This is a genomic window from Luteimonas sp. Soil_N_1, from assembly GCF_057656255.1.
Genome location: NZ_JBDGKS010000002.1, coordinates 13,890 through 38,890, shown reverse-complemented (window position 1 = coordinate 38,890; position 25,001 = coordinate 13,890). Strand labels below are relative to the sequence as shown.

Here is a 25,001-nt window from a genome sequence, read left to right as displayed (position 1 = left end):
CTCGCGCCTGCATCCAGGCCTGCCGCAACGCGACATGACCGCTCCGACCCTGATCCTGTACCAGCGCGACGACTGCCATCTCTGTGATCTGGCGCTGGATGTGCTCGCCAGCGCCGGCGTGCCGGCGTTCGAGAGTGTCTTCATCGACGATGATCCGGCGCTCGAGGACCGCTACGGCGTGCGCGTGCCGGTGCTGCGCGACGCGCGCGACGGGCGCGAACTCGACTGGCCCTTCGATGCCGACGCGGCGCGGCACTGGCTGCGCCGCTGACCGCACTGCGCGGCGTTACCTGGCCGGCTGCAGATAGACCCGGGTACTGACCGCGATCTCGTTCGGGATCGTGCCGGTGTCGGCCCAGTCGCCACCACCCACGCCGAAATCGAGACGGCGCACGGTCGCACGGCCCGACAGCAGCGGGCGCGCGCCGTCGGTCCAGGTGAAGGTCAGGGTCACCGGCTTGCGCACACCGCGCAGTTCCAGCGTGCCGTCGGCGGCGTACTGGCCGTTGCCGAGATCGCGGAAGCCGGTCGCGGTGTAGGTCGCTTGGGCGAACTTCGACGCGTCGAAGAACGCATTGCCGCGCATTTCGGTGTCGTAGTCGGCGTTCTGCGTGGTCGCGGTGGCGACCGGAATGGTGACAGCGAGCTTGCCGGCGGCCAGATCGGCCGGATCGAAGCTCACCGTCGTGCGGAAGCCCGGGAAGGTGCCGGAGAACGTCTCGCCCTGGTACTTGCCGGCGAACGCCAGTGAGGAGCCGGGCGCCTGCACGTAGTCGGCAGCGAAGGCGGGCAGGGCGAGTGCGGCGGTCAGTACGCCGAAAGCGAGGGAGCGGATCATGCGCATGGAGTCAGTCCTGCAGAGGCGGAGTCGGAGTACGGGCGCGCAGCCAGCCACGCGGCAGCATGCGCGCCAGCGTGTCGTCGCGCTGGAAGATGTGGTGGTACAGGGCAGCGGCCGCGTGCAACAAGGCCAGGCTGACCAGGGTCCAGAACAGCAGTTCGTGCACGTTGCCGGCGAGCTGGCGCAGGTCCGCGTCACGCGTCACCAGCGCAGGCAGGTTGAACAGCTTGAACCACTGCAGCGGATAGCCGGCGGCGGAATTGAAGGTCCAGCCGCTGAGCGGAATCGCGAACAGCAGACCGTACAGAAGCCAATGGGTGACCGATGCGACCCGGTCCTGCCAGTGCGGCGTGCCGGGCACCGGACGCGGCGCGCCGGCGTACAGGCGCCACAACAGACGCAGCGTGGCCAGCGCAAGGATCGTCAGCCCCAGCGATTTGTGCAGCGCGTAGATCTCGATCTTGGTCGGGCTGTTGCGCATATCGCCCATGACCAGACCCAGGGTGCCGGTCGTCAGGATCAGGGCCACGACCAGCCAGTGCAGCAGCTGGCTGACGCCGCCCCATCGGTCGGGTGGATTGCGGAACGTCATGGCGTTGGCTCTGTCGGGGGTGTCGCGGGTGTGTCCTCGACCGGCGCGTCGGGTGTCGAAATTTCATCGTCGGGTGCATCGTCCGCGGCATCCGCATCCGCATCCGCATCGTCACCGGTCCCGGTGCCGCCGCGACTGCGCGAAGCTTCCACTTCCAGCCGCAATTCGACGGCATCGCCGATCACCGACTTCCACGCATCGATGCCGAACTCGGCGCGGGACAGTGCGGCGGTCGCGGAGAAACCCACGGTGAGACGGAACGGTGGCAGCGGATAACGCTTGAGTCCGTTGAGCACGACCTGCAACGCGACCTCGCGGGTCTCGCCGCGCAGGGTCAGATTGCCGTGCACGATCGCGCGCTGTGCGTCGATCGGCTCGATCCGGGTGGAGACGAAGGTGGCGACCGGATGGCGTTCGCCGTCGAGCAGGTTGCGCGCCAGCGTCGCCTGGTTCCATTTCGCATCGCCCAGATCGACGCGTGCGATCGGAATCGACACCTCTACACGCGCAGTGCTCCAGTCGTCGGGGTCGAACACGATGGTGCCGGTACTGCCCGACACCGTGCCGATCGCTTTCGAGAAACCGGCGTGGTCGATCGCGAACTGCACGCGGGTATGGACCGGATCGAGCGTGTAGTGCGCCGGCGCAGCCAGTGCAGGCGGGCCGAACGCGGAGAGCAGCAGGCAACTGGCGAGAAGCGGGCGCAGCGATCGCATTCGGGCGTTCCGGATGGCATATGTCGGGCGGGCGGTCCGATTCTAGGCACGTTCGCGCTGCGAAAACCGCCACGCGCATGAATCGCGGCGCTTGCATCCGCAACGCAGCGTTGCGAGCATCCGGGCAGGGAAGGCGCGTTGCGCGCGGTGCGACTCGGGGAGCGGAATGCGGTTTGCATGGATGGCCCTGTGTCTGTGGTGCAGCCTGTGGGGAGGCGCGGCATGGGCGATGCAGGTCAAGGTGCCGACTGCCAGTGCGCCACAGCCGCGCCAGTTGAACGTGCTCGACGGGCTGCCGTCGAACCGGGTCAATGCGCTTGCGGAGGACCGGCAGGGCTATCTGTGGGTCGCGACGCGCGACGGGCTCGCACGCTACGACGGCGCGGGGTTCCGGGTCTGGCGGATCGAAGACGGCCTGCGCGACAACCATGTCTGGACGGTGCACGTCGATCGCCAGGACCGGGTGTGGCTGGGCACCCGGCGAGGCGGTCTGTCGATGCTCGACACCGACCGCATCACGTTCACCCACTACAACCACGAGACCCATCCCGGCATCGGTGTCGACGACATCTGGACCGTGCTGTCGATGCCGGACGACTCGGTGTGGTTCGGCACGGCGGAGTCCGGCCTGTACCGGCTGATGCCGGACGGGACGCTGCACCGGTTCAATGCGGATGCGGACGATCCGCGCAGCATGCCTGCCGATGGTGTGGGCTTCCTCGAAACCGATGCGGACGGCGCCCTGTGGGTGGGCACGAAAGGCGGCGTCGCGCGCTGGACCGGAAACGGTTTCGACCACGTGCCGATGCCGCCGGAAGTGTCGTCCCTCGTCAACGGTCTGGTGTTCGACGCACAGGGCGATCTGTGGATCGGCGCCCAGGGTGGCGGCGTGGTGCGACGCGTGGACGGCCGCACCGAACCCATGCCCTGGAACGACCCCGTCCTCGACAAGCCCGTGCTGCACATGCTGGTGCAGGACCGGGACGGCGCGCGCTGGTTCGACACGCGCAGCGGGCTGGCGCGCGAGTCCGACGGCCGTCTGGTGGATGTGCCGCTCTTCAGCTTCACCAGTCGCGGTGCGGTGCGGCCGTCGTGGTCGTCGGCGTTCCAGGACCGCGAAGGTGGACTGTGGTTCGCGAGCGTTGACGCCGGGCTCTGGTACCTGCCCGCCAACTGGCGCAACTTCACCGTGCTGCAACGCGTGGTCTCCGACCCGGCATCGCTGGCGAACGCGTTCGTCTACGGCGTGGCGCCCTCGAACGAGGGTGGATTCTGGCTGGTCGGTTCCGGGGGCGTGCTCGACCATCTCGACCCCGCGACGGGTGCGATCGAACACCGTCTGGCGCAGGTCTGCGGCAGCCAGCTCAACCGGACCGTCCACCAGACCCGCGACGGCATGGTGTGGATCGGCTGCCTGCGGCAACTGGTGCGCTTCGATCCGGCGACCGGGGCGGTGCGCCGCTGGCACGATCACGATGTCGAGAATCCGGCGCCGGGCGGACACCACATCGACAGCATCGTCGAACAGGGCGACGGCACGGTGTGGATCGCGAGCGATCTGATGGTGCAGGCGCGAACGCCGGATGGCCGCGTGATCGAGTCGGTGCAGTCCGGGGACGGGCGCGGCATTCCGCCGATGGTCCGCCCGCTGCAGATCCTCAACGGTCCCGACGGCGATCCCTGGTTGACCACCACCGGTGGCCTGCTCATGTGGGACGCCGCCGCCCGTCGCTTCAAACCCGTGCCCGGGAGCCCCGCGGACAGCTTGACTGCCGCGACGTGTCCCGACGGGGCACGGGTCTGGCTGGCAGGCATGGGGACCCTGGTCGAGTACCACTGGGACGGCACTGCGCTGGCACGGCAACGGGCGTTCGGCACGCGCGAGGGTCTGCCCCGGGTGCGGCCCGGGGGCATGGGCGTCGACGACCGCGGCACGGTGTGGATGACGGGAGTCCGCGGTCTGGTCCGCTTCGAACCGTCGACCGCGCGCGTACGCGTGTTCGGCCTGCGCGATGGCCTGCCGAGCCAGGAATTCAGCGAACAGCAGCTGGGCATGTCGCGTGCCGGCCATTTTGCGGTCGGCACCGGTGAGGGTCTGCTGCTGTTCCATCCCGACGCCGTGCACCGGCGCGAAGAGATGCCGCGACTGGTGCTTGAGACGCTCAGCCTGCGCCGTGGCGAGGATGTGGTCGATCTCCCGCTCGAGGGCCCGGTCGAACTGCGGCATGGCGACCGGGACCTGCACATCGCCGCGCGCCTGCTGTCGTTCACCGATGCGCACGCGCACCACTACCGGTTCCGGCTCGAGGGCTACGAGCCGGACTGGGTGCACGCCGACATCACCGCCGACCGCGTCTTTCCACGGCTGGAGCCGGGCCGCTACACGCTCCAAGTGGAGGCGCGCACCGAAGACGGCCAGTGGACGGCGCTGCCGCCGCTGGCGATCCACCAGGCGCCGCCGTGGTGGCAGACGGTGTGGGCGCTGTGCGCCGCGGTGCTGATCGTCTGCGTCGGACTGTGGCGGCTTGCGCAGGGCTATCGCCGGCGTCTCAAACGCCGCCACGCCTGGCACCTGGCGGAGGAAAAGCGCGATCTGGCCGAGCAGGCATCGGTTGCCAAGACCCGCTTTCTCGCCACCCTCGGGCACGAAGTGCGCACGCCGATGACCGGGGTGCTCGGCATGAGCGAACTGCTGCTCGACACGCCGCTGGACGACCGGCAGCGGGGATACGCCGAGTCCATCCGGCGTGCGGGCGACCACCTGATGCGGCTGGTCAACGACGCGCTGGATCTCGCGCGCATCGAGGCCGGTCGTCTGGACCTGGATCCGAAGCCGTTCGATCCGGCCCGGCTGGTCCACGACGCCGTCTCGCTGTACGCGCCCGCGTCGAACCAGAAGTCACTCGTCCTCGAATGCGCCGTCGATCCCGACGTGCCCGGATGGGTGGTGGGTGATCCCGGTCGCGTCCACCAAATCCTGCTCAACCTGCTCGGCAATGCGGTCAAGTTCACCGAGCGGGGGCGGGTGGGCGTGCATCTGGGCGTCGACGACACGGGCGCGCTGGTCTTCGTCGTCAGCGACACCGGACCGGGCCTTAGTGAAGAGCAGCGCGAGCGGCTGTTCCGCAGGTTCGAGCAGGCCGAAGGCGCGCGGACCGCGTCCCGGTACGGCGGCAGCGGGCTGGGGCTGGCGATCAGCCAGGAACTGTCGGCGGCGATGGGCGGACGCATCGAAGTGGACAGCGCGCCGGGGAAGGGCACGCGGTTCCGGGTGGTGCTGCCGCTGCCCGCGGCGTCGGACCCGCCGCCGGCCCTGGCCGAGCACGGACACGCGCGGATCACCGCCGCGGTGGCGCTCGAGATCCTGCTGGTCGAGGACGACCCGATGGTGTCGGAGGTCATCATGGGCCTGCTGCAGTCGCAGGGGCACGAAGTGGTGCATGCGCCGCAGGGATTGGCCGCGCTGTCGGAGATCGCCTCGCGGACATTCGATCTGGCGCTGCTGGATCTCGATCTGCCCGGCATCGATGGACTGACCCTGGCGGGGCTGATGCGCGCCCACGGTTTCGTCCAGCCGATCGTCGCCGTCACCGCACGCGCAGACGACGACGCCGAGGCCGCGGCGCGTGCAGCCGGCTTCGACGGCTTCCTGCGCAAGCCGCTGACCGGCGAGATGCTGTACGACACGCTGGCGTGGAGCTGGCGTCCGATCCGCGAGGACAGCCCGACGGACGCGGACCCCTGACGATCCACCCGTCCGGCTCGCGCGGATGAACGGTCGCGCCGGCCGGAAGATGCGTCGCGGCTGACGAGACGGCGCCGTTCCAGGCTTGGCGTCTCGTGCACAACGCCGCGACCAGACTGCGCCGATGCCCCCGCTGTCACACGATCTGATCCAGTTGCGTCCCGAAGGCCTGTACTGCCCGGCGGGCGATTTCCATATCGACCCGTGGCGCCCGGTGCCGCGCGCGGTGATCACGCATGGCCACGGCGATCACGCCCGGACCGGCATGGGCGCGTATCACACGACCCGGATCGGCCTGCCGATCCTCGAATGGCGACTCGGCGAGCAGATCTACGCGGCGCACGAATACGGCGCGCCGTTCCAGATGGGCAATGCCACGGTGTCGCTGCATCCGGCCGGCCACGTGCTGGGCTCGGCGCAGGTGCGCGTCGAGGTCGACGGCGATGTCTGGGTGGCCTCGGGCGACTACAAGCGCCAGCACGATCCGACCTGCGACCCGTTCGAAGTCGTGCGCTGCGACACCTTCATCACCGAAGCGACGTTCGGGCTGCCGGTCTATCGATGGCCGGACACGTCCGAGGTCGCACGCGACATCGTCGCCTGGCGCGACCACTGCGCCGAACGCGGCGAGGCGGCGATCCTCTACTGCTACGCGCTGGGCAAGGCGCAGCGCGTGCTGGCCGAACTCGCGGTGCATACCGACGAACCCGTGCTGTTGCATGGCGCCGTCGCGACCGGCGTCGAGGTGTACCGCCGCGCGGGCGTGGCACTGATCGAGACCCTACCGGTGGCCGACACCGACAAGGCTGCCGACTTCGCAGGCAAGCTCGTCCTCGCGCCGCCGTCTGCTGCAGGCAGTTCCTGGATCCGCCGCTTCCGCCGCGCGCAGCAGGGCTTCGCATCCGGCTGGATGCAGATCCGCGGCAACCGGCGTCGCCGCAACTACGACCGCGGGTTCGTGGTGTCCGATCACGCCGACTGGCCGGACCTGATGCGGACCGTGCGCGAGACGGGTGCGTCGCGCGTGATCGCCACGCACGGCAATACCGACGCGATCATCCGCGCGCTGCGCGAGGACGGGATCGCGGCCGAGGCGTTCCGGACGGATTTCGGGGGCGAGGAATGACAGGGCTTGGCAGTGCGCCCGCCGCTTCGAAGCGGTCGATATGAAGCGCTTCGCGCAGCTCTACCGCGAGCTCGACCAGAGCACCGCCACGTTGGACAAGCGCGCGGCGTTGATCCGCTATTTCCGTGAGGCGCCGCCACGCGATGCGGCGTGGGCGCTGTATCTGCTGTCGGGCGGCAAGGTCGCCAGTGCGCGCAAGAAGATCGCCAACACGCGCGAACTGCGCGAATGGATCGCGGTCGAGTCGGGCACGCCGGACTGGCTGGTCGACGACAGCTACGACCAGGTCGGCGATCTGGGCGAGACGCTGGCGCTGCTGCTGGGCGATCCGGCCGAAGCATCGCCGGACATCGCGCTCGCGGACTGGATCGAGACAAAGCTGCTGCCGGTCGCCAACAAGGACGTCGAGATCCGTCGCGCGGTCATCGTCGAGGCCTGGCGCACGCTGCGCTTCGATGAGCGCCTGCTGTTCAACAAGCTGCTGACCGGCGCCTTGCGCGTCGGCGTGTCGCAGCGGCTGGTGCAGCAGGCGCTGGCGGAGCTCACCGGCATCGATATCGCACGGCTCGCGCAACGCATGCTCGGCAGCTGGGCGCCGACACCGGAATTCCTGCGTGATCTGCTGTCGCCCGAGAAACTGCCTGGCGATCGCCAGCAGCCGTATCCGTTCTTTCTCGCCTCGCCGCTGGAGTCGGCATTGCGCGCGGAAGCAGGCCTGCCCGAAGCGGAGCCGGTCGAGGACGACGCGCCGACGGTCGCGCCCGACATCATTGCGCTCGCCAACGATCCCGATGCCGTCGCGCGTGCGCTCGGGCCGATCGAGGACTGGCTGCTCGAATGGAAGTGGGACGGCATCCGGCTGCAGCTGTTGCGCCGCGATGGCGAGGTCGCGCTGTGGTCCCGCGGCGAGGAACGTCTGGATGGACGTTTTCCCGAGATCGAAGCGGCAGCGATGTCGCTGCCCGACGGCGTGGTGCTCGACGGCGAACTCCTGGCCTGGCGCGCGAACGACGATGCACCGCTGCCGTTCACCGCATTGCAGACCCGCATCCAGCGGCTCAAGCCCGGACCGAAGACGCTGGCCGACACGCCGGTGCGCCTGCAGGTCTATGACCTGCTCGAACGCGACGGCGAAGACTGGCGCGCGCGGCCGCAGCACGAGCGCCGCGCAGCGCTGGAAACTCTGATCGCGGCACATGGCGATCCGCGCATCGTGGTCTCGCCCCGTGTCGACGTCGCGGACTGGTTGGCGGCGGCGCAGTTGCGCGAGGAAGCGCGCGACCGCGGCGTCGAAGGGCTGATGCTCAAGCGCGCCAGCGCGCCGTACCAGACCGGTCGGCGTCGCGGTGACTGGTGGAAGTGGAAGATCGATCCGCTGACCATCGATGCGGTGCTGCTCTACGCGCAGGCCGGGCACGGTCGCCGCAGCACGCTCTATACCGACTACACCTTCGGCCTGTGGGACGGCGACACGCTGGTGCCGGTGGCAAAGGCGTATTCCGGTCTCGACGACAGCGAGATCCTCGCGCTCGACAAGTGGATCCGCGCGCACACGCTGGAACGCTTCGGACCGGTGCGCTCGGTGCGTGCACACCACGTGTTCGAACTCGGCTTCGAAGCGGTCAACGTGTCGAAGCGGCACAAGTCCGGCATCGCGGTGCGGTTCCCGCGCATCCTGCGCTGGCGGCACGACAAGCCGATGGCCGAGGCCGACCGGCTGGATACCTTGAAGGCACTGGCGCGATGACGCCACGCGCCACGCGCACGCGGGCATCCGTAGACGCGGCGGCCCCGCAAGATGACAGCGCGAAGCCCGCGACCCGGCGTCTGCGCGGCCCCGATGCGCCGATGCGCGAATGGTTCGAAGCGCAGGGCTGGACGGCGGCACCGTTCCAGCGCGAGGTCTGGAAGCGCTATCTCGCCGGCGAATCCGGCCTGCTGCAGACACCGACCGGCAGCGGCAAGACGCTGGCCGCGATCGGCGGTCCGCTGCTCGAAGCGTTCGCGTCCACACCGCGTGCCGCAGCACCATCGAAACTGCGCAAGCGACCCGCAACCCGGCCGCCCGGCAGCCTCAAGGTGCTGTGGATCACACCGCTGCGCGCGCTCGCGGTCGACACCACGCGCGCACTGCGGGCGCCGATCGAAGCGCTTGGGCTGGACTGGGTGGTGGCGATGCGCACCGGCGATGCGAGCGCGCGCGACCGGCGCCTCGCGCGCAGCGGGCAGGCTGATGTGCTCGTCACCACGCCCGAGTCGCTGTCGTTGCTGCAGTCCTACGCCGACATGGCGCCGCAGCTGTCGCAGCTGCAATGCGTCGTCGTCGATGAGTGGCACGAACTGCTCGGCAACAAGCGCGGCGTGCTGCTGCAGCTGGCGCTCGCGCGCTTGCGTCGCCTGAATCCTGCACTGCGGATCTGGGGCGTTTCGGCGACGCTCGGCAATCTGGACGAAGCGCGTGACGCCTTGTTGCCGCATCTGCCGGATGCGCCGCTGATCGCCGGCGTCGCGCCGAAGCGGTTCACGCTCGACACCCTGTTGCCCGGCGAGGACGAGCGCTTCCCATGGGGCGGTCATCTCGGTCTGGCGCAATTGCCGCGCGTGCTCGAACGGTTGATGGCCGAGCGCACCAGTCTGCTGTTCGCCAACACGCGTTCGCAGGCCGAGCTGTGGCATCGCGCCTTGAATGCTGTGTGGCCGGAAGCGCCCGAAACGCTGGCGCTGCACCACGGCTCCCTCGATCCCAAGCTGCGCGCTGCCGCCGAAGACGGCCTGCGCGACGGCAGCATCCGCTGCGTGGTCGCGACGTCCAGTCTCGATCTGGGCGTCGATTTCCCCGCCGTCGACCAGGTGCTGCAGATCGGCAGTCCGAAAGGTGTCTCACGTCTGCTGCAGCGCGCCGGCCGCGCGCGGCATCGTCCCGGCGAAGCGGGGCACGTGGTCTGCGTGCCGACGCATGCGCTGGAACTCGTCGAATACGCCGCCGCGCGTGCCGCGGTCGCCGCCGGCACCATTGAATCGCGACCGCCGCCGGTGCTCAGTCTCGACGTGCTGGCCCAGCATTGCGTCACGCTGGCGCTCGGCGGCGGCTTCGAGGCCGATGCGCTGCTCGCGGAGGTACGCGACACCCACGCCTTCCGCGCACTCGACGACACCGCGTGGCGCGCGGTGCTCGATTTCATCGTGCAGGGCGGTACCGCGCTCGCGCACTATCCCGAGTTCCGCCGCGTCGTGCGCGACGAGGACGGCGTCTATCGCGTCGACGACCGGCGCATCGCGCTGCGCCATCGCCTGTCGATCGGCACCATCGCCAGCGATGGCTCGGTCCGGGTGAAGTTGATGCGCGGCGGCGGTCTGGGCTCGGTGGAAGAGAGTTTCATCGGCCGGCTGCGACCGCGCGACAAATTCCAGTTCGCCGGACGCACGCTGGAACTCGTGCGGCTGGAAGACATGACCGCGTATGTGCGCGTGGCGAAGTCCGGCAGCGGCACCGTGCCGAAATGGTCGGGTGGGCGCATGGCGCTGTCGGGCACGCTGGCGCACGAAGTCGAGCGCCTGTTCGAAGCGCCGCGCGACGTGCCGGAACTGCGCGCGATCGGGCGTCTGCTCGATCTGCAGCAGCGCCTGTCGGCGCTGCCGGCGCCGGGCCGTCTGCTGGTGGAATGGATCCACGTGCGCGGCGGCCGGCATCTGTTCCTGTATCCCTTCGCCGGCCGACAGGTCCACGAGGGTCTCGCCGCGCTGTGGTCGCTGCGCTGGGGACGGCGTCATCCCAACAGCTTTTCCTTCTCGGCCAACGACTACGGACTGGTGCTGTCGCCCGCGCAGGACGTCGAGCTCGATGTCGACGACATTGCTGCGCTGCTGACGCCGGAATCGCTGCTCGAGGATCTGCGCGAGAGCCTCAACCTTGCCGAACTCGCACGTCGCCAGTTCCGCGACATCGCACGCGTCGCCGGTCTGCTGCCGCCGTCGCTGCCGGGTCGCGCGCCGCGTTCGATGCGGCAGGTGCAGGCGTCGAGCGGTCTGCTGTTCGACGTGCTGCGCCGCCACGATCCCGACCACATGCTGCTGGCGCTGGCCGAGCGCGAAGTCTTCGCCGCGCAGCTAGAAGTCGTGCGACTGCGCGAGACGCTGGAAGACTGCAGCGCGCGCACGCTCGCACTGCATCCGCTCAAGACGTTCACGCCGATGTCGTTTCCGTTGTGGGCCGAGTCGCTGCGCGGCCAGCTCAGCACCGAGGACTGGCGCACGCGCGTGCAGCGCGCTGCCGCGCAGCTGGAGAAACGCAATCGTGGTTGAGGTGCCGGTGCCCGGCAGTCTCGGCATCACGCTGGCCGGCGAATCAGTGGTGCTGCTGGCCGACCGCGCGCTATGGTGGCCGCGCATGTCGCTGCTCGCGATCGCCGACCTGCATCTTGGCAAGGGCGATCATTTCCGCCGCGCCGGTATTGCGTTGCCCAAGGGCGGCACGGCACACGACCTCGAACGGCTGGACGCGTTGATGACGCAGACCCGCGCCACGCGCCTGCTGGTGCTGGGCGATCTGCTGCATGCAGCCGTCACCGACGCGCATTGGCGCGATGCGTGGATGCACTGGCGCGCGGGCCGCCAGGCGCTGTCGGTGGAACTGGTCGGCGGCAATCACGATCGTGCACTCACCGCGCGTCCGGCTGCCGCCGATGCGCTCGGTATCCATCTGCATGGCCACGCGCTGTCGTTCGCCCCGTTCCTGTTCGTCCACGATCCGGTGCAGGGCGCGGATGCCAGGGGTTACCGGCTCGGCGGCCATCTGCATCCCGTCGTCCGCCTGCCGGGCGTGCCGCGCCTGCCGGCGTTCCTGTTCGGCGAATCGGCCGGCGTGCTGCCTGCCTTCACCGCCTTCGCTGGCGGCTGGCGTGTCGACCGCGAGCCCGGCACGCGTCTGTTCGCGTGCGCACCGGACATCGTGGTCGACGTGTCGGGCTGACCGTACGCGCGTGCTATGCCAACCGGTGCCCGGCAGCTCCTGTCGCAGATGGGTCCGGCACGGCACGATCCGGTTAGCATCGCTACAGGACAGTGGAGGTCTGCATGGCGCCGGATCGGAATCAGACAGGTTCACGTGTGTTTGTACTGGCGTGTCTCGCGCTGCTGGTAGCAGCCGCACTCCCGTCAACCGTCATCGCCGCCGATGACGACGCGCCGACATCGCTGCTCGGCGGTTATCTGCGCGAAACCCGCATCGTGTATCCGCTTACGGTGCAGGGCTGGCAAGCGCAGGGTGAAAAGCGTCTTGAGCAGCCTGAACTCGGCATCTCGGTGCGTTACGCGCGGGACGCGACGCCCGGCTGGATCGATGTGTTCTTCTATCCGGTCGGGCAGGCCGACACCGCATTGCTCGACGCGCACATGCAGGGGTCCATCGCGGACATCGGCATGCTCGTCGGGCGGCAGGATTTCGTCGCGGTACACTTCGACGCGATACGTGCGCGTCGGATCGCACTGCAGGGTGTCGAGCCCGAAAGCGCCGATGGTGAGGTCAGGAGCGCCTCCGGCTGGATCGAACGCACCTCGGGTCGCTACGACACTGCGATGACGATCGGGCTGCGCCAGCTCCATTTCATCAAGGGCAGGTACTCGCGCCCGGTGGACGAGGGCGATGGTCTCGTCGGCGAGCTTCTCGATACGTTCGTGGACGCACTGTTCGAGGACGTCGCGATACAGAGCACGGGCGACTGCGCCCTTCCGCTCCCGATCCACGTGATCGCATCTGGCGAGACCCTGGCGGATGGGGGCGTCGCATGGATCGACAACGATGACGGGATGCGCCGTGCCGTGCTGACGCCGGATGGACGCGTCCTGTCGCTGGATGCGGATGACCCCGCTGCGCAGGCGCTTGCCGAAGCAGGAATGGCAATGCACAGGCAACGCTTTCCCGGCTGCATCGGCGAAACACCTGTCGAGCCGGAGGTGTCCGACGGCCATCGTGAGATCCGGATCGAGTACCGCACGCCGTCACGACCGCGTGCGCTGGTGTCCACCAACTGAGCTTCCGATGGCGCCGTGGCCTGTCGCGCTGGCATGATAGGAATGATGGATGGGGAGCGGGCGCATACGCGCTTGCCACAGGGAGCGGAAACCGGAGATGGCGGAGTTCGTGAGTACGGCGCTGGGCTATCCCACGCTCGTGTACAGCATCGTGCTGGCGTTCTGCACGATCTACTGGCTGCTCGCGGCCACCGGTCTCGTGGACCTCGATCTGGACGGCCTCGATGCCGTCGAACTCGGCGAAACCAATGGCCTGGCCGGCATGCTCGGCCGCTTCGGTCTGGACCGGTTGCCGCTGATGCTGGTCGTCACCCTGGTCGCCTTCATCGCCTGGTTCCTGACGTATTTCGTGCATCTGTTCGTCCTCGGACAGTTCGCCGGCTGGCTGCGCTGGCTGGTCGGCAGTGGCGTCGCGCTGGTCGCGTTCGTCGCGTCGGTGTTCATCGCATCGGCCGTGTTGCGCCCGGTGCGTCTGTGGCTGCTGTCGCGGCGCACGCCGGCGCAGCAGTCGCTGCTCGGACAGGTCGCGGTGGTGCGGACACCGCTGGTGTCCGAGCACGTCGGCATGGCCGATGTCGACGACGGCGGTGCCGGCCTGATCCTGCAGGTGCGCGCCGATGCCGGCGCCGATCTGCGTCGCGGGGACCGGGTGGTGCTCGTCGACTTCGACGCCGCCACGCACGCCTGGCGCGTGCTGCCCGAAACCCAGTACCGAACCCTTTGATCCCTCGGCCCGCGCCCGCGGGTCTCATGTGCAAGGAGCTGCAATGAGCGTTGCCACGATCGCCCCCTTCCTGATCGGCCTGGGTGTGCTGCTGGTCGCCCTGCTGGGCATCGCGGGCTTGTTCAAGGCCTTCTACAAGAAGGTCGACCAGGGCACCGCGCTGATCGTCAACGACATGAGCGCACAGCCGAAGGTGCACTTCACCGGCGCGCTGATCATCCCGGTGCTGTACCGCGCCGAGCACATGAAGATCAGCCTGATCACGCTGCAGATCGATCGCCGCGGCAAGGAGGGCCTGATCTGCCGCGACAACATGCGCGCCGACATCGCGGTCGCGTTCTATCTGCGCGTCAACGAGACCCAGGCCGACGTGCTGCGCGTGGCCAAGGCGCTCGGCGCCGATCGCGCGTCGGACAAGCACGCGGTCGACGAGCTGTTCAACGCCAAGTTCTCCGAAGCGCTGAAGACGGTGGGCAAGAAGTTCGACTTCACCGATCTGTTCGAGAAGCGCCAGGAATTCCGCGACGAGATCATCGCGGTCATCGGCAACGACCTCAACGGCTATGTGCTCGAGGACGTCGCGATCGACTATCTCGAGCAGACGCCGAAGAACGTGCTCGACCCGCACAACATTCTCGACGCCGAGGGCATCCGCAAGATCACCGAGCTGACCGCCTCGCAGAACGTGGTGACCAACGAACTCGAGCAGAACGAGCGCCTGGCGATCACCAAGAAGAACGTCGAGACCCGCGAAGCGACGCTGGCGCTCGAACGCCAGCAGGCCGAGGCCGAGGCGCGGCAGAAGCGCGAGATCGACACCATCCAGGCGCGCGAGACCGCCGAGACGCAGAAGGTGCAGGAAGAGCAGCGCCAGATGTCGGAGAACGCGCGCATCGAAGCGCAGCAGCTGATCGACATCCGCGAGGAGAACCGGCTGCGTGAAGTCGAAGTCGCCACCCAGAACCGCCAGCGCGCCGTCGCCATCGAGGCCGAGCGCGTCGAGCGCGCGCGCAAGCTCGAGCAGGTCACGACCGATCGTGAAGTGCAGCTGCAGGGCGTGGAACGCGACAAGGTGGTCGAACAGGGCCTGATGGATGTGGCCAACATCACCCGTGAGCGCATCACCATCGACCGCACCGTCGCGGCCGAGGAAGAGCGCATCAAGGAACTGCGCGAAGTGTCCGCAGCCGACCGCCTGAAGCAGGTCACCATCCTGGACGCCGAAGCCAAGGCGCAGGAATCGCTGGTGCGCCAGGTCAAGGAAGCCGAGGCGCGCGAGACCGCGGCCCGTCACCGTGCGGTCGAGATCACCACGCTGGCGCAGGCCGAGTTCGATGCGTCCGGCAAGCAGGCCGAGGCCAAGAAGCTGCTCGCCGAAGGCGTGCAGGCCGAGCGCGCCGCGCCGGGTCTGGCCGAAGCGCAGGTCAAGGAAGCGGGTGCGACGGCGATCGAGAAAGTCGGCATCGCAGAAGCCCGCGTGGTCGACGCGATGGCCGATGCCAACCTCAAGCAGGGCGCCGCCGAAGCCAAGGTGCTGGCCGAGCAACTGGCCGCGCGCGCGCAGGGCGAAGAGCAGATGGGCCGCGCCAAGGCGACGGCGACCGAGTCGCTGGGCCTGGCCGAGGCCAGCGTGATCGAGAAGAAGCTGTTCGCCGAGGCCGAAGGCCTGACGAAGAAGTTCGGCGCGATCGATGCGCTCAGCGATACCGCGCGCGGACACGAGGAATTCCGCATGACCCTGGACACCAGCCTGAAGCAGGCGCTGGCGGCGTTCGAAGCCGGCAAGGAAGTGTCGAAGGAGAATGCCGAGGTCATCGCAACCGCACTGCGTAACGCCGACATCGATCTGATCGGTGGCGACGGCGGCATGTTCGAGAACGTGGTCAAGGCGGTCTCGCTGGGCCGCTCGATCGAAGGGCTGACCGAGAAGAGCCCGATCCTGCAGGATCTGCTGCAGCGCTATCTCGGTGTGTCCAGCGCGGCGCTGCCTGCGGCGCGCGGTGGCGGCACGCCGGCGCCTCGCGTTGTCGAGGGCGATCCCGCCTGAACCCGCATGCGGCCCAGGTCGCCATCTCGAACGCTGGGCGCGTGTTGATCACGCGCCCGCGCCAGCCCGGATCGTGAGCCGATGACCGAACAACCCCAGGACGCCGCGTCGGCGTCTCCCGAAGACGCCCATATCGACCAGGCGGTCGCCCGCGGCGGTGCCTACGAGGTGCTGCGTCGGCGCCTGGTAGAGCAGGGCACGCGCCTGCGCACGCTGGCCGAATCGCTCAATACGCGTCGCCTCGACGAGTTCGGCGACAGCCGCATGGAGGTGATCGGGCGCTTCCGCATCCGCAGCGAGAACAACTGCGTCGGCCGCGACATCGTGCAGATTCCCGGCGACCAGGTGCTGTTCGGCTACAACGTCTACATCGGGCTCAAGAGCAAGACCCGGATCGAGGATGTGTTCGGCCTCTATCGGCTGGTCGAGGCCGACGGCGGCTACGACGTGGTGCCGGTCGACCACGCTGGCACGTTCCTCGCTCAGCCCGGGTTTGTCCACGATTTCACCGAGCTCTACGCCTATTACAAGCACGCGCGGCTGCTGCAGCTGATCGTGCGTGAGGGCCGGCTGCTCGCCGCGTTCCAGATCGGCGAACGCAGCACCGACGTGCGCGTGTTCCGCTGGTCGATCACCAACACCGGCGAACTCACCTATCTCGATTCCCGCGGCGAGCGCGACATCGCGCTGCCGCCGCCGTTCGATTTCGAATGGACCCGCGCCACCCGCGAACTCGCGGTCGATGGCCGTCATCCGCATCTGGACATCCTCGACACGCTGTTCGTCGAGACCACCGGCGGCGATCTCACCGTCAAGGTCGAGAACAACACCGAAACCGGCGCCGGCATCTACAGCGAGCCGGTCGACGACCGCACCCAGTCAATCGACGATGCGACCTTCGATTTCGCGAGGGTCGGCACGCTGATCCTGCTGAAGGTGCTGCCCTACAGAGAGCAGCAGTGGCGCGGGCTGATCTACAACACCATCACCGGGAAGATCGTCCGCAACGACGCCATCGTGCAGGCCTGCGTCCAGCTGCCCGAAGACCACGGCATCATCTTCCCCGGCGGCTATTACCTGCAGAACGGTGACCATCGCGCATTCGATGCGCAGATGGACGGCATGCAGTTCAAGCGCGCGATCCGCTCGCCCAACGGCGAAGACGTGATGTACATCTTCTATGACCGCGCGGCAGGGCGGTCGGCGCTGTTCGTCTACAACACCATCCAGCGCGCACTGCAGAACCCGGTGTTCGGACATGGCTATGCGCTGCTGCACGACGGACGCATGGTGCTGTTCCATGCCGAGGGCGATGCGCCCACGCGCGTGCATCCGATGCAGGTCTGGCAGACGCCGTTCACCAGCGACGAGTTCGCAGCGCATGTGCCGGTGGGCAACAGTTTCATGGGGCGGATCGGCAATCCGGAGCTGGTGCGCGGCATTTCCAACCTGCTCGATCTCGCGCGCACGATCGACGGCCGCGATGTGTCCTTGCAGCGTTACCAGCTGCTGGTGCACGACACCCGCCGCATGTTCGATGCCCATCACTGGCTGGAAGACACCGACAGTGAAGGCGCGGGCGCACTGCTGCACGAGATCGCTGCGACCGGCGAATCGGTGCTCGACGAGTACGAGAAGGTCGAAGGCATCCGGCGCCAGTCCGATGCGGCGATGCGCGAGGCGGAGACTGCGCATCGCGCATTGCTGGGCCGGCTGCAGCCCGAGAGCTGGAACCGCATCGAAGAGTTCGTCGAGGCACTGAACGAAATCTCGAAGCAGCGCGGGCATCTGCTGACGATCCGCGAGCTGCGCTACGTCGACACCGGCGCCATCGATGCGATGGGCGAGGCGCTGCAGGCCGCGCAGGACACCGTGGGCGCGGCGACCGGTACCTTCCTCGCAGGCGAACGTGCGCTGCAGCCGGTGTCCGAACGTCTGAAGGTGCTGGATACCGAAGCGCAGGCCGCGACCACCGCAAAGGTGTTGGCCACCTCGATCGGCGAGATGCAGGCGCTGTCCGGCGATCTCGACATGCTGTCGGAACTGATGGCGACGCTGAAGGTCGATGACGCGACCGAGCGTACGCGGGTCGTCGATGCGATCTCCGGTCTGTACGCGCGGCTCAACCAGGCCCGCACACGCGCCGACCAGCGCCGCCGCACGCTCGGCTCGGCAGAGGCCGTCGCGCAGTTCGGTGCGCAGTTCGCACTGTTCGGCCAGGCGATTGCCGGCGCACTGTCGCTGGCCACCGATCCCGAACGTGCCGACGAGCAACTGTCGCGGCTGATGGTCCAGCTCGAGGAACTGGAGAGCCAGTTCGGCGAGCACGAACAGTTCCTCGGCGACATCCTCGCCAAGCGTGAGGAACTGCTGGAGACCTTCGAATCACACAAGCAGTCGCTGCTCGATGCGCGCCAGCGCAAGGCGCAGGCCGTGTTCGACGCCGCCGCGCGCATCCTTGACGGCCTGCCGCGGCGCACCGAGCGTTTCGAGACCGCCGACGAACTCAATGCCTTCTTCGCTGGCGATCCACTGATCCTCAAGCTGCGCGAGCTCGCCACGCGTCTGCGCGACTATCGCGATACGGTCAAGGCAGACGACGTCGAAGCGCGCCTGAAGGCCGCACGCGACCAGTCGGTGCGCAGCCTGCGCGACCGCAGCGATCTGTTCGAGGGCGGCGGCCAGGTGATCCGTCTCGGGCCGCGGCATCGTTTCAGCGTGAACACGCAGCCGCTGGACCTGACGATCCTGCCGCGCGGCGACGGTCTGTCGATCCATCTGACCGGCACCGATTTCTATGCGCCGATCGAAGATCCCGAGCTCGAAACGCTGCGCCCCTACTGGCAGGTGACGCTTGATTCCGAATCGCCAGACATCGCCCGCGCCGAATACCTCGCCGGCCTGGTCCTGCAGGCCGCGATCGAAGGTCGCGAGGGTCTCGATCTCGACCGGCTGCAGCGCGAACTGCCCGAGCCCGATGCACTGGAGCGCAGCGTGCGCGCATTCGCTGCGCCGCGATATCGCGAAGGCTACGAGAAAGGCATCCACGACCACGACGCCGCGCTGATCCTGCGCGCATTGCTGCCGCTGCATGGGCAGGCGGGCCCACTGGCCAAGCAGCCGGCCGCGCGTGCACTGGCGATGGCGTTCTGGGCCTTCGGCCGCGACGGGACCGCCGCCGACCGGTGGCCCGAGCGGAGCGCAGGTGCACGTGCGATCCGCGCGCTGTTCGCGTCCGATGCCGGCGTCGATGCATTGCGCGCCGAGATCGCCGATGCGCTCCGGGCGTTTGTCGAAGCGGAGGCATTGGCGTTCGACATCACGCTCGCGCCGGTCGCGGCCGATTACCTGTTCGAGGAACTCCGCGACGGCGCGCCGACGTTCGGCATCAGCCATTACGCGCGTGACCTGCGCGAGGCGCTGCGCAAGGCGCTCGACAGCGCAGGCCTCACCGCCGATGTCGAGCGCGCGCTCTCCGATACGGCGGCACCGCTGGCGCAGCGCTGGTCACTGGCCGCGCAATGGCTCGGCGCGCTCGGCGCGAGCGAGACGCATGCGGCGCTGGCCGGTTACGTGCCCGAGGCCATCGTGCTGCTGCTTGCCGCCGACACGCTGCCGCACGCGGTACGCGAGGTCACGCTGATCACCGATGTCAATGGCCTGCTCGGCGAGCACCCGCGCGTGCACGCAGGCCGCCTGCGGCTGTCGCTCGACGGCTTCCTGCAGCGTTTCGATGCGCACCGGCTGGCATTCGTGCCGGCGTTCCACCGCTATCAGACGGTGCGCCAGCGCATCGCCGCGCGCGAACGCGATGCACTGCGCCTGTCGGAATTCAAGGCGCGGCCGCTGACCTCGTTCGTGCGCAACAAGCTGATCAACGAGGTCTATCTGCCGCTGATCGGCGACAACCTCGCCAAACAGATGGGCACGGTCGGCGAGAACAAGCGCAGCGACCTGATGGGCCTGCTGATGCTGATTTCGCCGCCCGGCTACGGCAAGACGACGCTGATGGAATACATCGCCAGCCGGCTCGGCCTGGTCTTCATGAAGATCAACGGCCCGGCGCTGGGACACGAGGTGCGCTCGATCGATCCGGCGCAGGCACCCGACGCGACATCGCGCCAGGAGCTGGAGAAGCTCAACCTCGCGCTGGAGATGGGCAGCAACACGATGCTGTATGTCGACGACATCCAGCATACGCATCCCGAGTTCCTGCAGAAGTTCATCTCGCTGTGCGACGGCACGCGCCGCATCGAAGGTGTGTGGAAAGGCCGCACCAAAACCTACGACATGCGCGGCAAAAAGTTCTGCGTGGTCATGGCCGGCAATCCATATACCGAGTCCGGCGAGGTGTTCAAGATTCCGGACATGCTGGCCAACCGCGCCGACATCTACAACCTCGGTGACGTGCTCGGCGGCATGGAGGACTCATTCAAGCTCAGCTACATCGAGAACAGCCTGACCTCCAATCCGGTGCTCGCACCGCTGGCGACGCGCGACATGGCCGACCTCTATCTGCTGGCCGAACGCGCCGCCGGCAAGGACGTCTCGACCAACGACCTGTCGCATGCCTACAGCGGCGCCGAGGTCAACGAACTCACCGCGACGCTGCAGCGTCTGCTGCAGGTCAGCGAGATCGTTTATCGCGTCAACCAGCAGTACATCGCCAGCGCCGCGCAGGCCGACCGCTATCGCACCGAGCCGGCATTCCGGCTGCAGGGCAGCTACCGCAACATGAACAAGCTGGCCGAGAAGATCTCGCCGGTAATGAATGCCGCGGAGCTCGAACAGCTGCTCGACGACCACTACATGGGCGAGTCGCAACTGCTGACCACCGGCGCCGAAGAGAACCTGCTCAAGCTGGCCGAGTTGCGCGGAAAGCTCGACGAGACAGCCGCCGCGCGCTGGACCCAGATCAAGCGCGACTTCATGCGCGACAAGGCGATGGGCGGCGAGGATGCCGACACCGGCGCACGCGTCGTTGCGCAGCTTGCCGACATCGCCGCGGGCCTGCAGTCGATGGGGCAGGGCAGCGAGACGCCGGTCCCACCTGCGCCGTGGGACCAGTTGCTGGCCGCGCTGCACGGGCTGCGCGCACCGGCTGCACCGACGCCTGTCGAGCCGGCGCCGGTGGTCGGGCCAGACGACACGGCAAGGGCAGTGGCAGGCGAGCTGCAGACGGTGCTGCGCGAAACGGCGGGTCCGCTGCTCGCGCAGCTCGGCCAGTCGGTCGCCGGACAGGCCGCACTGAATGCCGCGCTCGCGGAGCTGGCGCAGTGGCTGCGTACACGCGGCACGACGCTCGACAGCAGCACGCCCGCGCGCCGCCGCGAACGCACCCCGGCCGAGCGGCGTCTCGATGCCGCGCTCGATCGTCTGGGCGCGGCCGAATCCGACCCGGACACGCAGGCCTGATGTCGACCGGCGACGACATCGACGCGGTGCCCGCCGATGCGCCCGGCATCACGGCCTATGGCGATTCAGCCATTGCCGAGCTGGCCGCCATCGATGTCGCGGACACCCTCGACGCCGCGCCTGCGGCCGCGCTCGTCGCGCGGTTGCGTGATCTGCACATCGCCATGCGCGCCGCGCTTCCGTCGCGTGGCCGGCCGCGTGCCGGTCTGCTCGCGCGCCTGACCGGTCGCGATGTCATCGAGCAGCACGATGCGGAAGCACTCGGTGCGCGCATGGGCGTGCTGCTGATCGACGCCGATCGCGCCGCCGCCGCGCTGCGCGCCGACATCGCGGCGCATCGCGCGCGTCTCGCTGCATCTGCACCTGCACTCGACCGGCTGGACCGGGCCGCGGCTGCATTGCGCGCCGGCAGTGCCGAGGACGAGGTCCATCAGGATCTGCGGCTGCGCCGCGCGCAGCACCTCGACACCGTGCGCGCCACGCATGCGCTGTCGGCGCAGCAACTGCAGCTGATCGCCGAGCAGCACGAAGCCGTGCTCGCGCACTACCGCAACGTCCGCGATGTGCTGCTGCCACTGTGGCGGCAACGCGCCGTCGGTGAGCGCGCCGCGCAGGGCGCCGCACATGCGGTGACCGCCGCCGACATCGAGGCCGATGTCGCCCATGAACTCGACGCCATGACCGCTACACTCGCCCGACGCGCGCCCGATCGCGCCGCCAGGCCCAAGGAGACCGACGCATGACCCAGGACACCGCCTATCCCACGCACGTGCCGTCGGCGACGCCGGTGACCGACGATGCCGCGCTGCAGTCGCTGGGCCTGGTGCCCGCCGACCGCGCCGACATCGAGGTCGTCGGCCGCAGCCTCGCGGACATCACCCCCGGCAACCTGCACGTGTTCGGTCGTGACGCCGCGAGCAAGACCGCCGCGTTCTCCAGCCAGCTGCTCGACCAGGTGCGCAACAGCGATCTCGACGCGACCGGCGACAAGCTGGGCGAAGTCGTGCGGATCGCGCGCTCGCTCGATCTCGGCAGCTTCGCCGGCCGCTCCAAGGTGCCGGTGCTCGGACGCCTGATCGACAGGATGCGGTCCGGCCGCGACGAACTGGTGCAGAAATTCAGCAACACCAACCAGCAGATCGAACGGCTGATGGGCGATGTCGGCCGCCAGCAGGATCTGCTGACGCGCCGCATCACGGACTTCGACCGCATGCACGACGTGGTGCTCGACGAACGCCGCGCGCTGAGCGTGCACGTGATCGCGGGCCGCGAACGGCTGGCGAGCCTGGCCGCCGAACAGGCGACGCTGGCCGGTGCGGAAGATCCGCAGTCGCGCACGCGCCGTGCGGAGATCGAGAATGCGGTCCGCCTGCTCGACAAGCGCGTCGGCGATCTGCTGGTGATGCAGCACGCCGCCGACCAGTCGCTGCCGATGATCCGCCTGATCCAGGCCAATGCGATCCAGCTGGTCGAGAAGTTCAACACGGTCCGCAACATCACCATCCCGTCTTGGAAGCGGCAGTTCGCGATCCAGCTGTCGCTGGGCGAGCAGAAGAACGCGGTGGAACTGTCGAACGCGATCGACGACGCCACCAACGAACTGATGCGCAGCAATGCGGACCTGCTGCGTCAGACCTCGGTCGAGACCGCGAAGGCCAACCAGCGTGCCGTCATCGACATCGGCACGCTGCGCCACGTGCACGAGCAGCTCATCCAGACGGTCGAGGAAGTGCGCAGCATCCATCGCGACGGCATGCAGCAGCGCCGCGAGGCGGAGGGCGAACTCGCGCGCCTGCGCGACGACGTGCAGAAGCGGTTGGCGGCGCCGACCGAAGGCGTCTGACGCCGGCAGCAGACAAAAAAAGCCCCCGATACGATGCGTCGGGGGCCGTGCCGTGCGCGCCTGCGGTCAGTCCATGTCGCTGCTGCGGGCGGTGATGTCCTGGCGCGCGACATCGACATTCCAGAAGGTGTAGGTGTCGCCCTCGGTATCGACGAGCTTGATGTCGAACACCGAGCTGTTGTAGCCGCTCAGCGTGATGCGGCGCGAATCGTTGTCGGCCAGCACCTCGCGGCCGAGCACATCCTCTTCCCAGTCCGACGCCTTGGCGGGACTGACGAAGACCTGCAGGATCGTGTAGCCGGTGCGGTTGTTGATGTCGACGTAGTAGTCGGCAGCCGATGCCACCGAGGCGCACATCATCAGCGCGATGGACAGCAGGAAGGTACGGGCGAAAAGACGCATGGAAGAAGTCCCCTGAGATCTGCCGGATCGTGTCGCGACCAGCAGGTACTGCAGGGGTCCGCTGCTGGCAGGACGGGCAGCGCGGGGCGACCGCGGCACTATGGCTGCGGTCGACGCTCCGGATCCGACATTCCGTCTCAGCGCGCGCTGTAGGCGTGTACTTCGTCGACCAGCACGCCGACGTGGTCGGGGTTCATGTCCGGCGACATGCCGTGGCCTAGATTGAAGATGTGGCCGTCGCGCGAGCCACCATTGCCGTGCGCGTAGCTGTCGAGCGCGTGGCGGACCTGGACGCGGATCGCATCCGGCGCGCCGTACAGCGTCGTCGGATCCAGGTTGCCCTGCAGCGCGACGCGGCCTTCGGTGCGACGCGCGGCGTCGCCGAGTTCGATCAACCAGTCGACGCCAACGCCCTCCGCCCCTGAGCGCGAGAGCTCGTCGAGATACGCGGCATTGCCCTTGCCGAACAGGATCAGCGGTGTGCGCTCGGCGCCGTCGCCGCGCTGCAGTTCCTGGGCGATACGGGTGAGATACGGCAGCGAGAACTCGCGGTACATCGCCGGCGACAGCACGCCGCCCCAGGTGTCGAAGACCTGCAGCGCCTGCGCGCCTGCTGCGCGCTGCGCGGCGAGATACGCGATCACCGCATCGGTATTGACCGACAGCAGTGCGTGCAGCGCCTTGGGATCGTTGAGCGCCATCGCCTTGATGCGGGCGAAATCCTTGCTGCCGCCGCCTTCGACCATGTAGCAGGCCAGCGTCCACGGGCTGCCGGAGAAACCGATCAGTGGCACGCGGCCGTCGAGTTCGCGGCGGATCACGCGCACCGCGTCCATGACGTAGCGCAGGTCGGTTTCCATATCCGGCACGCCGAGCTTGGCGATGCTGGCCGCGTCGCGCACCGGATGGCGGAACTTCGGACCTTCGCCTTCGACGAAGTACAGGTCCAGCCCCATCGCATCGGGAATGGTCAGGATGTCGGAGAACAGGATCGCCGCGTCGAGATCGAAGCGCGCCAGCGGCTGCAGCGTGACCTCGCAGGCGAGATCGGGATTCTTCGCCATCGCCAGGAAGCTGCCTGCGGCCTTGCGCGATGCGCGGTACTCCGGCAGATACCGGCCGGCCTGGCGCATCAACCAGACGGGCGTGCGGTCGACGGGTTCACGGCGGAGGGCGCGGAGGAAGCGGTCGTTCTTCAGGACGGCAGACATCGGGGCTGGAATTTCCTGGTGGAGGCGGTGGTCGCGCGGTCAGGCCGGCGCGTCGCTGCCGGGGGTGGGCATCAGCGCGAAGCCACGCTTGAGCTGCGCATCACGTGCGGCTTCGAGCGCCTTCTGTGCGCTGGGCTGGTCGAGGTACTGGTCGCGTCGCAACGCGCTGCGTCCGCCGACCTGGCCGGTCTCACGCAACAGCACCCAGCCGCCGAGCAGATCGGGCTGCAGGGTCAGCTGCACGAATCGGGGGAACTCGTCGCCGACAGGGGGTTGCTGCAGGAACAGGCGCATGGCGCGCATTGTACG

The 25,001-nt window shown here is 68.4% G+C and carries 18 protein-coding genes; 12 read left to right on the top strand and 6 right to left on the bottom strand.

The window, feature by feature from the left end; genetic code table 11:
• Positions 1-34 precede the first annotated feature (34 nt).
• The gene (locus tag AC3A4E_RS14035; RefSeq protein WP_487632114.1) at positions 35-271 is read left to right on the top strand and encodes a glutaredoxin family protein; all 237 of its coding nucleotides are present in this window, start codon (positions 35-37) and stop codon (positions 269-271) included.
• A 15-nt stretch (positions 272-286) separates the two neighbouring features.
• Here the strand turns inward: AC3A4E_RS14035 and AC3A4E_RS14030 are convergent, their stop codons facing one another.
• The 3 genes from AC3A4E_RS14030 to AC3A4E_RS14020 are packed head-to-tail and all read right to left on the bottom strand — an operon-like array spanning position 287 to position 2,149.
• Positions 287-844 (bottom strand): YceI family protein, encoded by a 558-nt coding sequence (locus tag AC3A4E_RS14030; RefSeq protein ID WP_425491070.1) that lies wholly within the window; start codon positions 842-844, stop codon positions 287-289.
• A 4-nt stretch (positions 845-848) separates the two neighbouring features.
• Complete coding sequence (locus AC3A4E_RS14025) at positions 849-1,433, bottom strand: cytochrome b (RefSeq protein WP_487632113.1); 585 nt, start codon at positions 1,431-1,433, stop codon at positions 849-851.
• Complete coding sequence (locus AC3A4E_RS14020) at positions 1,430-2,149, bottom strand: YceI family protein (protein WP_487632112.1); 720 nt, start codon at positions 2,147-2,149, stop codon at positions 1,430-1,432. Before AC3A4E_RS14020 ends, AC3A4E_RS14025 begins: the two co-directional genes overlap by 4 nt.
• Positions 2,150-2,330: 181 nt before the next feature.
• On the opposite strand from AC3A4E_RS14020, the gene AC3A4E_RS14015 reads away from it, so the two are divergent.
• The 11 genes from AC3A4E_RS14015 (at position 2,331) to AC3A4E_RS13965 (ending at position 23,079) form a co-directional block, all read left to right on the top strand.
• Positions 2,331-5,894, top strand: a complete 3,564-nt coding sequence (locus AC3A4E_RS14015; RefSeq protein WP_487632111.1) for a sensor histidine kinase — start codon at positions 2,331-2,333, stop codon at positions 5,892-5,894.
• A gap of 124 nt (positions 5,895-6,018) precedes the next feature.
• Entirely contained in the window at positions 6,019-7,020 is a 1,002-nt protein-coding gene (locus tag AC3A4E_RS14010; RefSeq protein ID WP_487632110.1) for a ligase-associated DNA damage response exonuclease, read from the top strand.
• A 40-nt stretch (positions 7,021-7,060) separates the two neighbouring features.
• Positions 7,061-8,767: a cisplatin damage response ATP-dependent DNA ligase gene (locus AC3A4E_RS14005; RefSeq protein ID WP_487632109.1), complete on the top strand. Its 1,707-nt coding sequence runs from the start codon at positions 7,061-7,063 to the stop codon at positions 8,765-8,767.
• 101 nt (positions 8,768-8,868) lie between these two features.
• On the top strand, positions 8,869-11,322 hold the full coding sequence (locus AC3A4E_RS14000; protein WP_487632108.1) for a ligase-associated DNA damage response DEXH box helicase: 2,454 nt from the start codon (positions 8,869-8,871) through the stop codon (positions 11,320-11,322).
• A gap of 7 nt (positions 11,323-11,329) precedes the next feature.
• On the top strand, positions 11,330-11,989 hold the full coding sequence (gene pdeM / locus AC3A4E_RS13995; protein WP_487632423.1) for a ligase-associated DNA damage response endonuclease PdeM: 660 nt from the start codon (positions 11,330-11,332) through the stop codon (positions 11,987-11,989).
• Between the two features lie 137 nt (positions 11,990-12,126).
• The gene (locus tag AC3A4E_RS13990) at positions 12,127-13,050 is read left to right on the top strand and encodes a hypothetical protein (RefSeq protein WP_487632107.1); all 924 of its coding nucleotides are present in this window, start codon (positions 12,127-12,129) and stop codon (positions 13,048-13,050) included.
• 97 nt (positions 13,051-13,147) lie between these two features.
• Positions 13,148-13,774, top strand: a complete 627-nt coding sequence (locus AC3A4E_RS13985) for a hypothetical protein (RefSeq protein WP_487632106.1) — start codon at positions 13,148-13,150, stop codon at positions 13,772-13,774.
• A 43-nt stretch (positions 13,775-13,817) separates the two neighbouring features.
• Complete coding sequence (locus AC3A4E_RS13980) at positions 13,818-15,821, top strand: flotillin family protein (RefSeq protein WP_487632105.1); 2,004 nt, start codon at positions 13,818-13,820, stop codon at positions 15,819-15,821.
• A gap of 81 nt (positions 15,822-15,902) precedes the next feature.
• The gene (locus tag AC3A4E_RS13975) at positions 15,903-21,236 is read left to right on the top strand and encodes a DNA repair ATPase (RefSeq protein WP_487632104.1); all 5,334 of its coding nucleotides are present in this window, start codon (positions 15,903-15,905) and stop codon (positions 21,234-21,236) included.
• The gene (locus AC3A4E_RS13970; protein WP_487632103.1) at positions 21,236-21,979 is read left to right on the top strand and encodes a hypothetical protein; all 744 of its coding nucleotides are present in this window, start codon (positions 21,236-21,238) and stop codon (positions 21,977-21,979) included. Before AC3A4E_RS13975 ends, AC3A4E_RS13970 begins: the two co-directional genes overlap by 1 nt.
• Positions 21,976-23,079, top strand: coding sequence for a toxic anion resistance protein (locus AC3A4E_RS13965; protein ID WP_487632102.1), 1,104 nt, complete (start codon positions 21,976-21,978; stop codon positions 23,077-23,079). The genes AC3A4E_RS13970 and AC3A4E_RS13965 overlap by 4 nt, the downstream gene beginning before the upstream one ends.
• A gap of 66 nt (positions 23,080-23,145) precedes the next feature.
• Here AC3A4E_RS13965 and AC3A4E_RS13960 read toward each other — a convergent pair whose 3' ends face one another.
• The 3 genes from AC3A4E_RS13960 to AC3A4E_RS13950 form a co-directional block, all read right to left on the bottom strand.
• Positions 23,146-23,481, bottom strand: a complete 336-nt coding sequence (locus AC3A4E_RS13960) for a hypothetical protein (protein ID WP_487632101.1) — start codon at positions 23,479-23,481, stop codon at positions 23,146-23,148.
• Between the two features lie 137 nt (positions 23,482-23,618).
• Positions 23,619-24,692 carry a uroporphyrinogen decarboxylase gene (gene hemE, locus AC3A4E_RS13955; RefSeq protein ID WP_487632100.1) on the bottom strand — a complete coding sequence of 358 codons (1,074 nt, stop codon included), beginning with the start codon at positions 24,690-24,692 and terminating at the stop codon, positions 23,619-23,621.
• A gap of 39 nt (positions 24,693-24,731) precedes the next feature.
• A complete protein-coding gene (locus tag AC3A4E_RS13950; RefSeq protein WP_487632099.1) occupies positions 24,732-24,986 on the bottom strand; it encodes a WGR domain-containing protein in 255 nt (84 codons plus the stop codon).
• Positions 24,987-25,001 lie beyond the last annotated feature (15 nt).

Coding starts and splice junctions, on each gene's coding strand:
- AC3A4E_RS14000 (WP_487632108.1), top strand. CDS start 8,869: ATGCGCGAATGGTTCGAAGCGCAGGGCTGGACGGCGGCACCGTTCCAG.
- AC3A4E_RS14020 (WP_487632112.1), bottom strand. CDS start 2,149: ATGCGATCGCTGCGCCCGCTTCTCGCCAGTTGCCTGCTGCTCTCCGCG.
- AC3A4E_RS14015 (WP_487632111.1), top strand. CDS start 2,331: ATGGCCCTGTGTCTGTGGTGCAGCCTGTGGGGAGGCGCGGCATGGGCG.
- AC3A4E_RS13965 (WP_487632102.1), top strand. CDS start 21,976: ATGACCCAGGACACCGCCTATCCCACGCACGTGCCGTCGGCGACGCCG.
- AC3A4E_RS13980 (WP_487632105.1), top strand. CDS start 13,818: ATGAGCGTTGCCACGATCGCCCCCTTCCTGATCGGCCTGGGTGTGCTG.
- AC3A4E_RS13960 (WP_487632101.1), bottom strand. CDS start 23,481: ATGCGTCTTTTCGCCCGTACCTTCCTGCTGTCCATCGCGCTGATGATG.
- AC3A4E_RS13975 (WP_487632104.1), top strand. CDS start 15,903: ATGACCGAACAACCCCAGGACGCCGCGTCGGCGTCTCCCGAAGACGCC.
- AC3A4E_RS14005 (WP_487632109.1), top strand. CDS start 7,061: ATGAAGCGCTTCGCGCAGCTCTACCGCGAGCTCGACCAGAGCACCGCC.
- hemE (WP_487632100.1), bottom strand. CDS start 24,692: ATGTCTGCCGTCCTGAAGAACGACCGCTTCCTCCGCGCCCTCCGCCGT.
- AC3A4E_RS14030 (WP_425491070.1), bottom strand. CDS start 844: ATGCGCATGATCCGCTCCCTCGCTTTCGGCGTACTGACCGCCGCACTC.
- AC3A4E_RS13970 (WP_487632103.1), top strand. CDS start 21,236: ATGTCGACCGGCGACGACATCGACGCGGTGCCCGCCGATGCGCCCGGC.
- AC3A4E_RS13985 (WP_487632106.1), top strand. CDS start 13,148: ATGGCGGAGTTCGTGAGTACGGCGCTGGGCTATCCCACGCTCGTGTAC.
- AC3A4E_RS14025 (WP_487632113.1), bottom strand. CDS start 1,433: ATGACGTTCCGCAATCCACCCGACCGATGGGGCGGCGTCAGCCAGCTG.
- AC3A4E_RS14010 (WP_487632110.1), top strand. CDS start 6,019: ATGCCCCCGCTGTCACACGATCTGATCCAGTTGCGTCCCGAAGGCCTG.
- AC3A4E_RS13950 (WP_487632099.1), bottom strand. CDS start 24,986: ATGCGCCTGTTCCTGCAGCAACCCCCTGTCGGCGACGAGTTCCCCCGA.
- AC3A4E_RS14035 (WP_487632114.1), top strand. CDS start 35: ATGACCGCTCCGACCCTGATCCTGTACCAGCGCGACGACTGCCATCTC.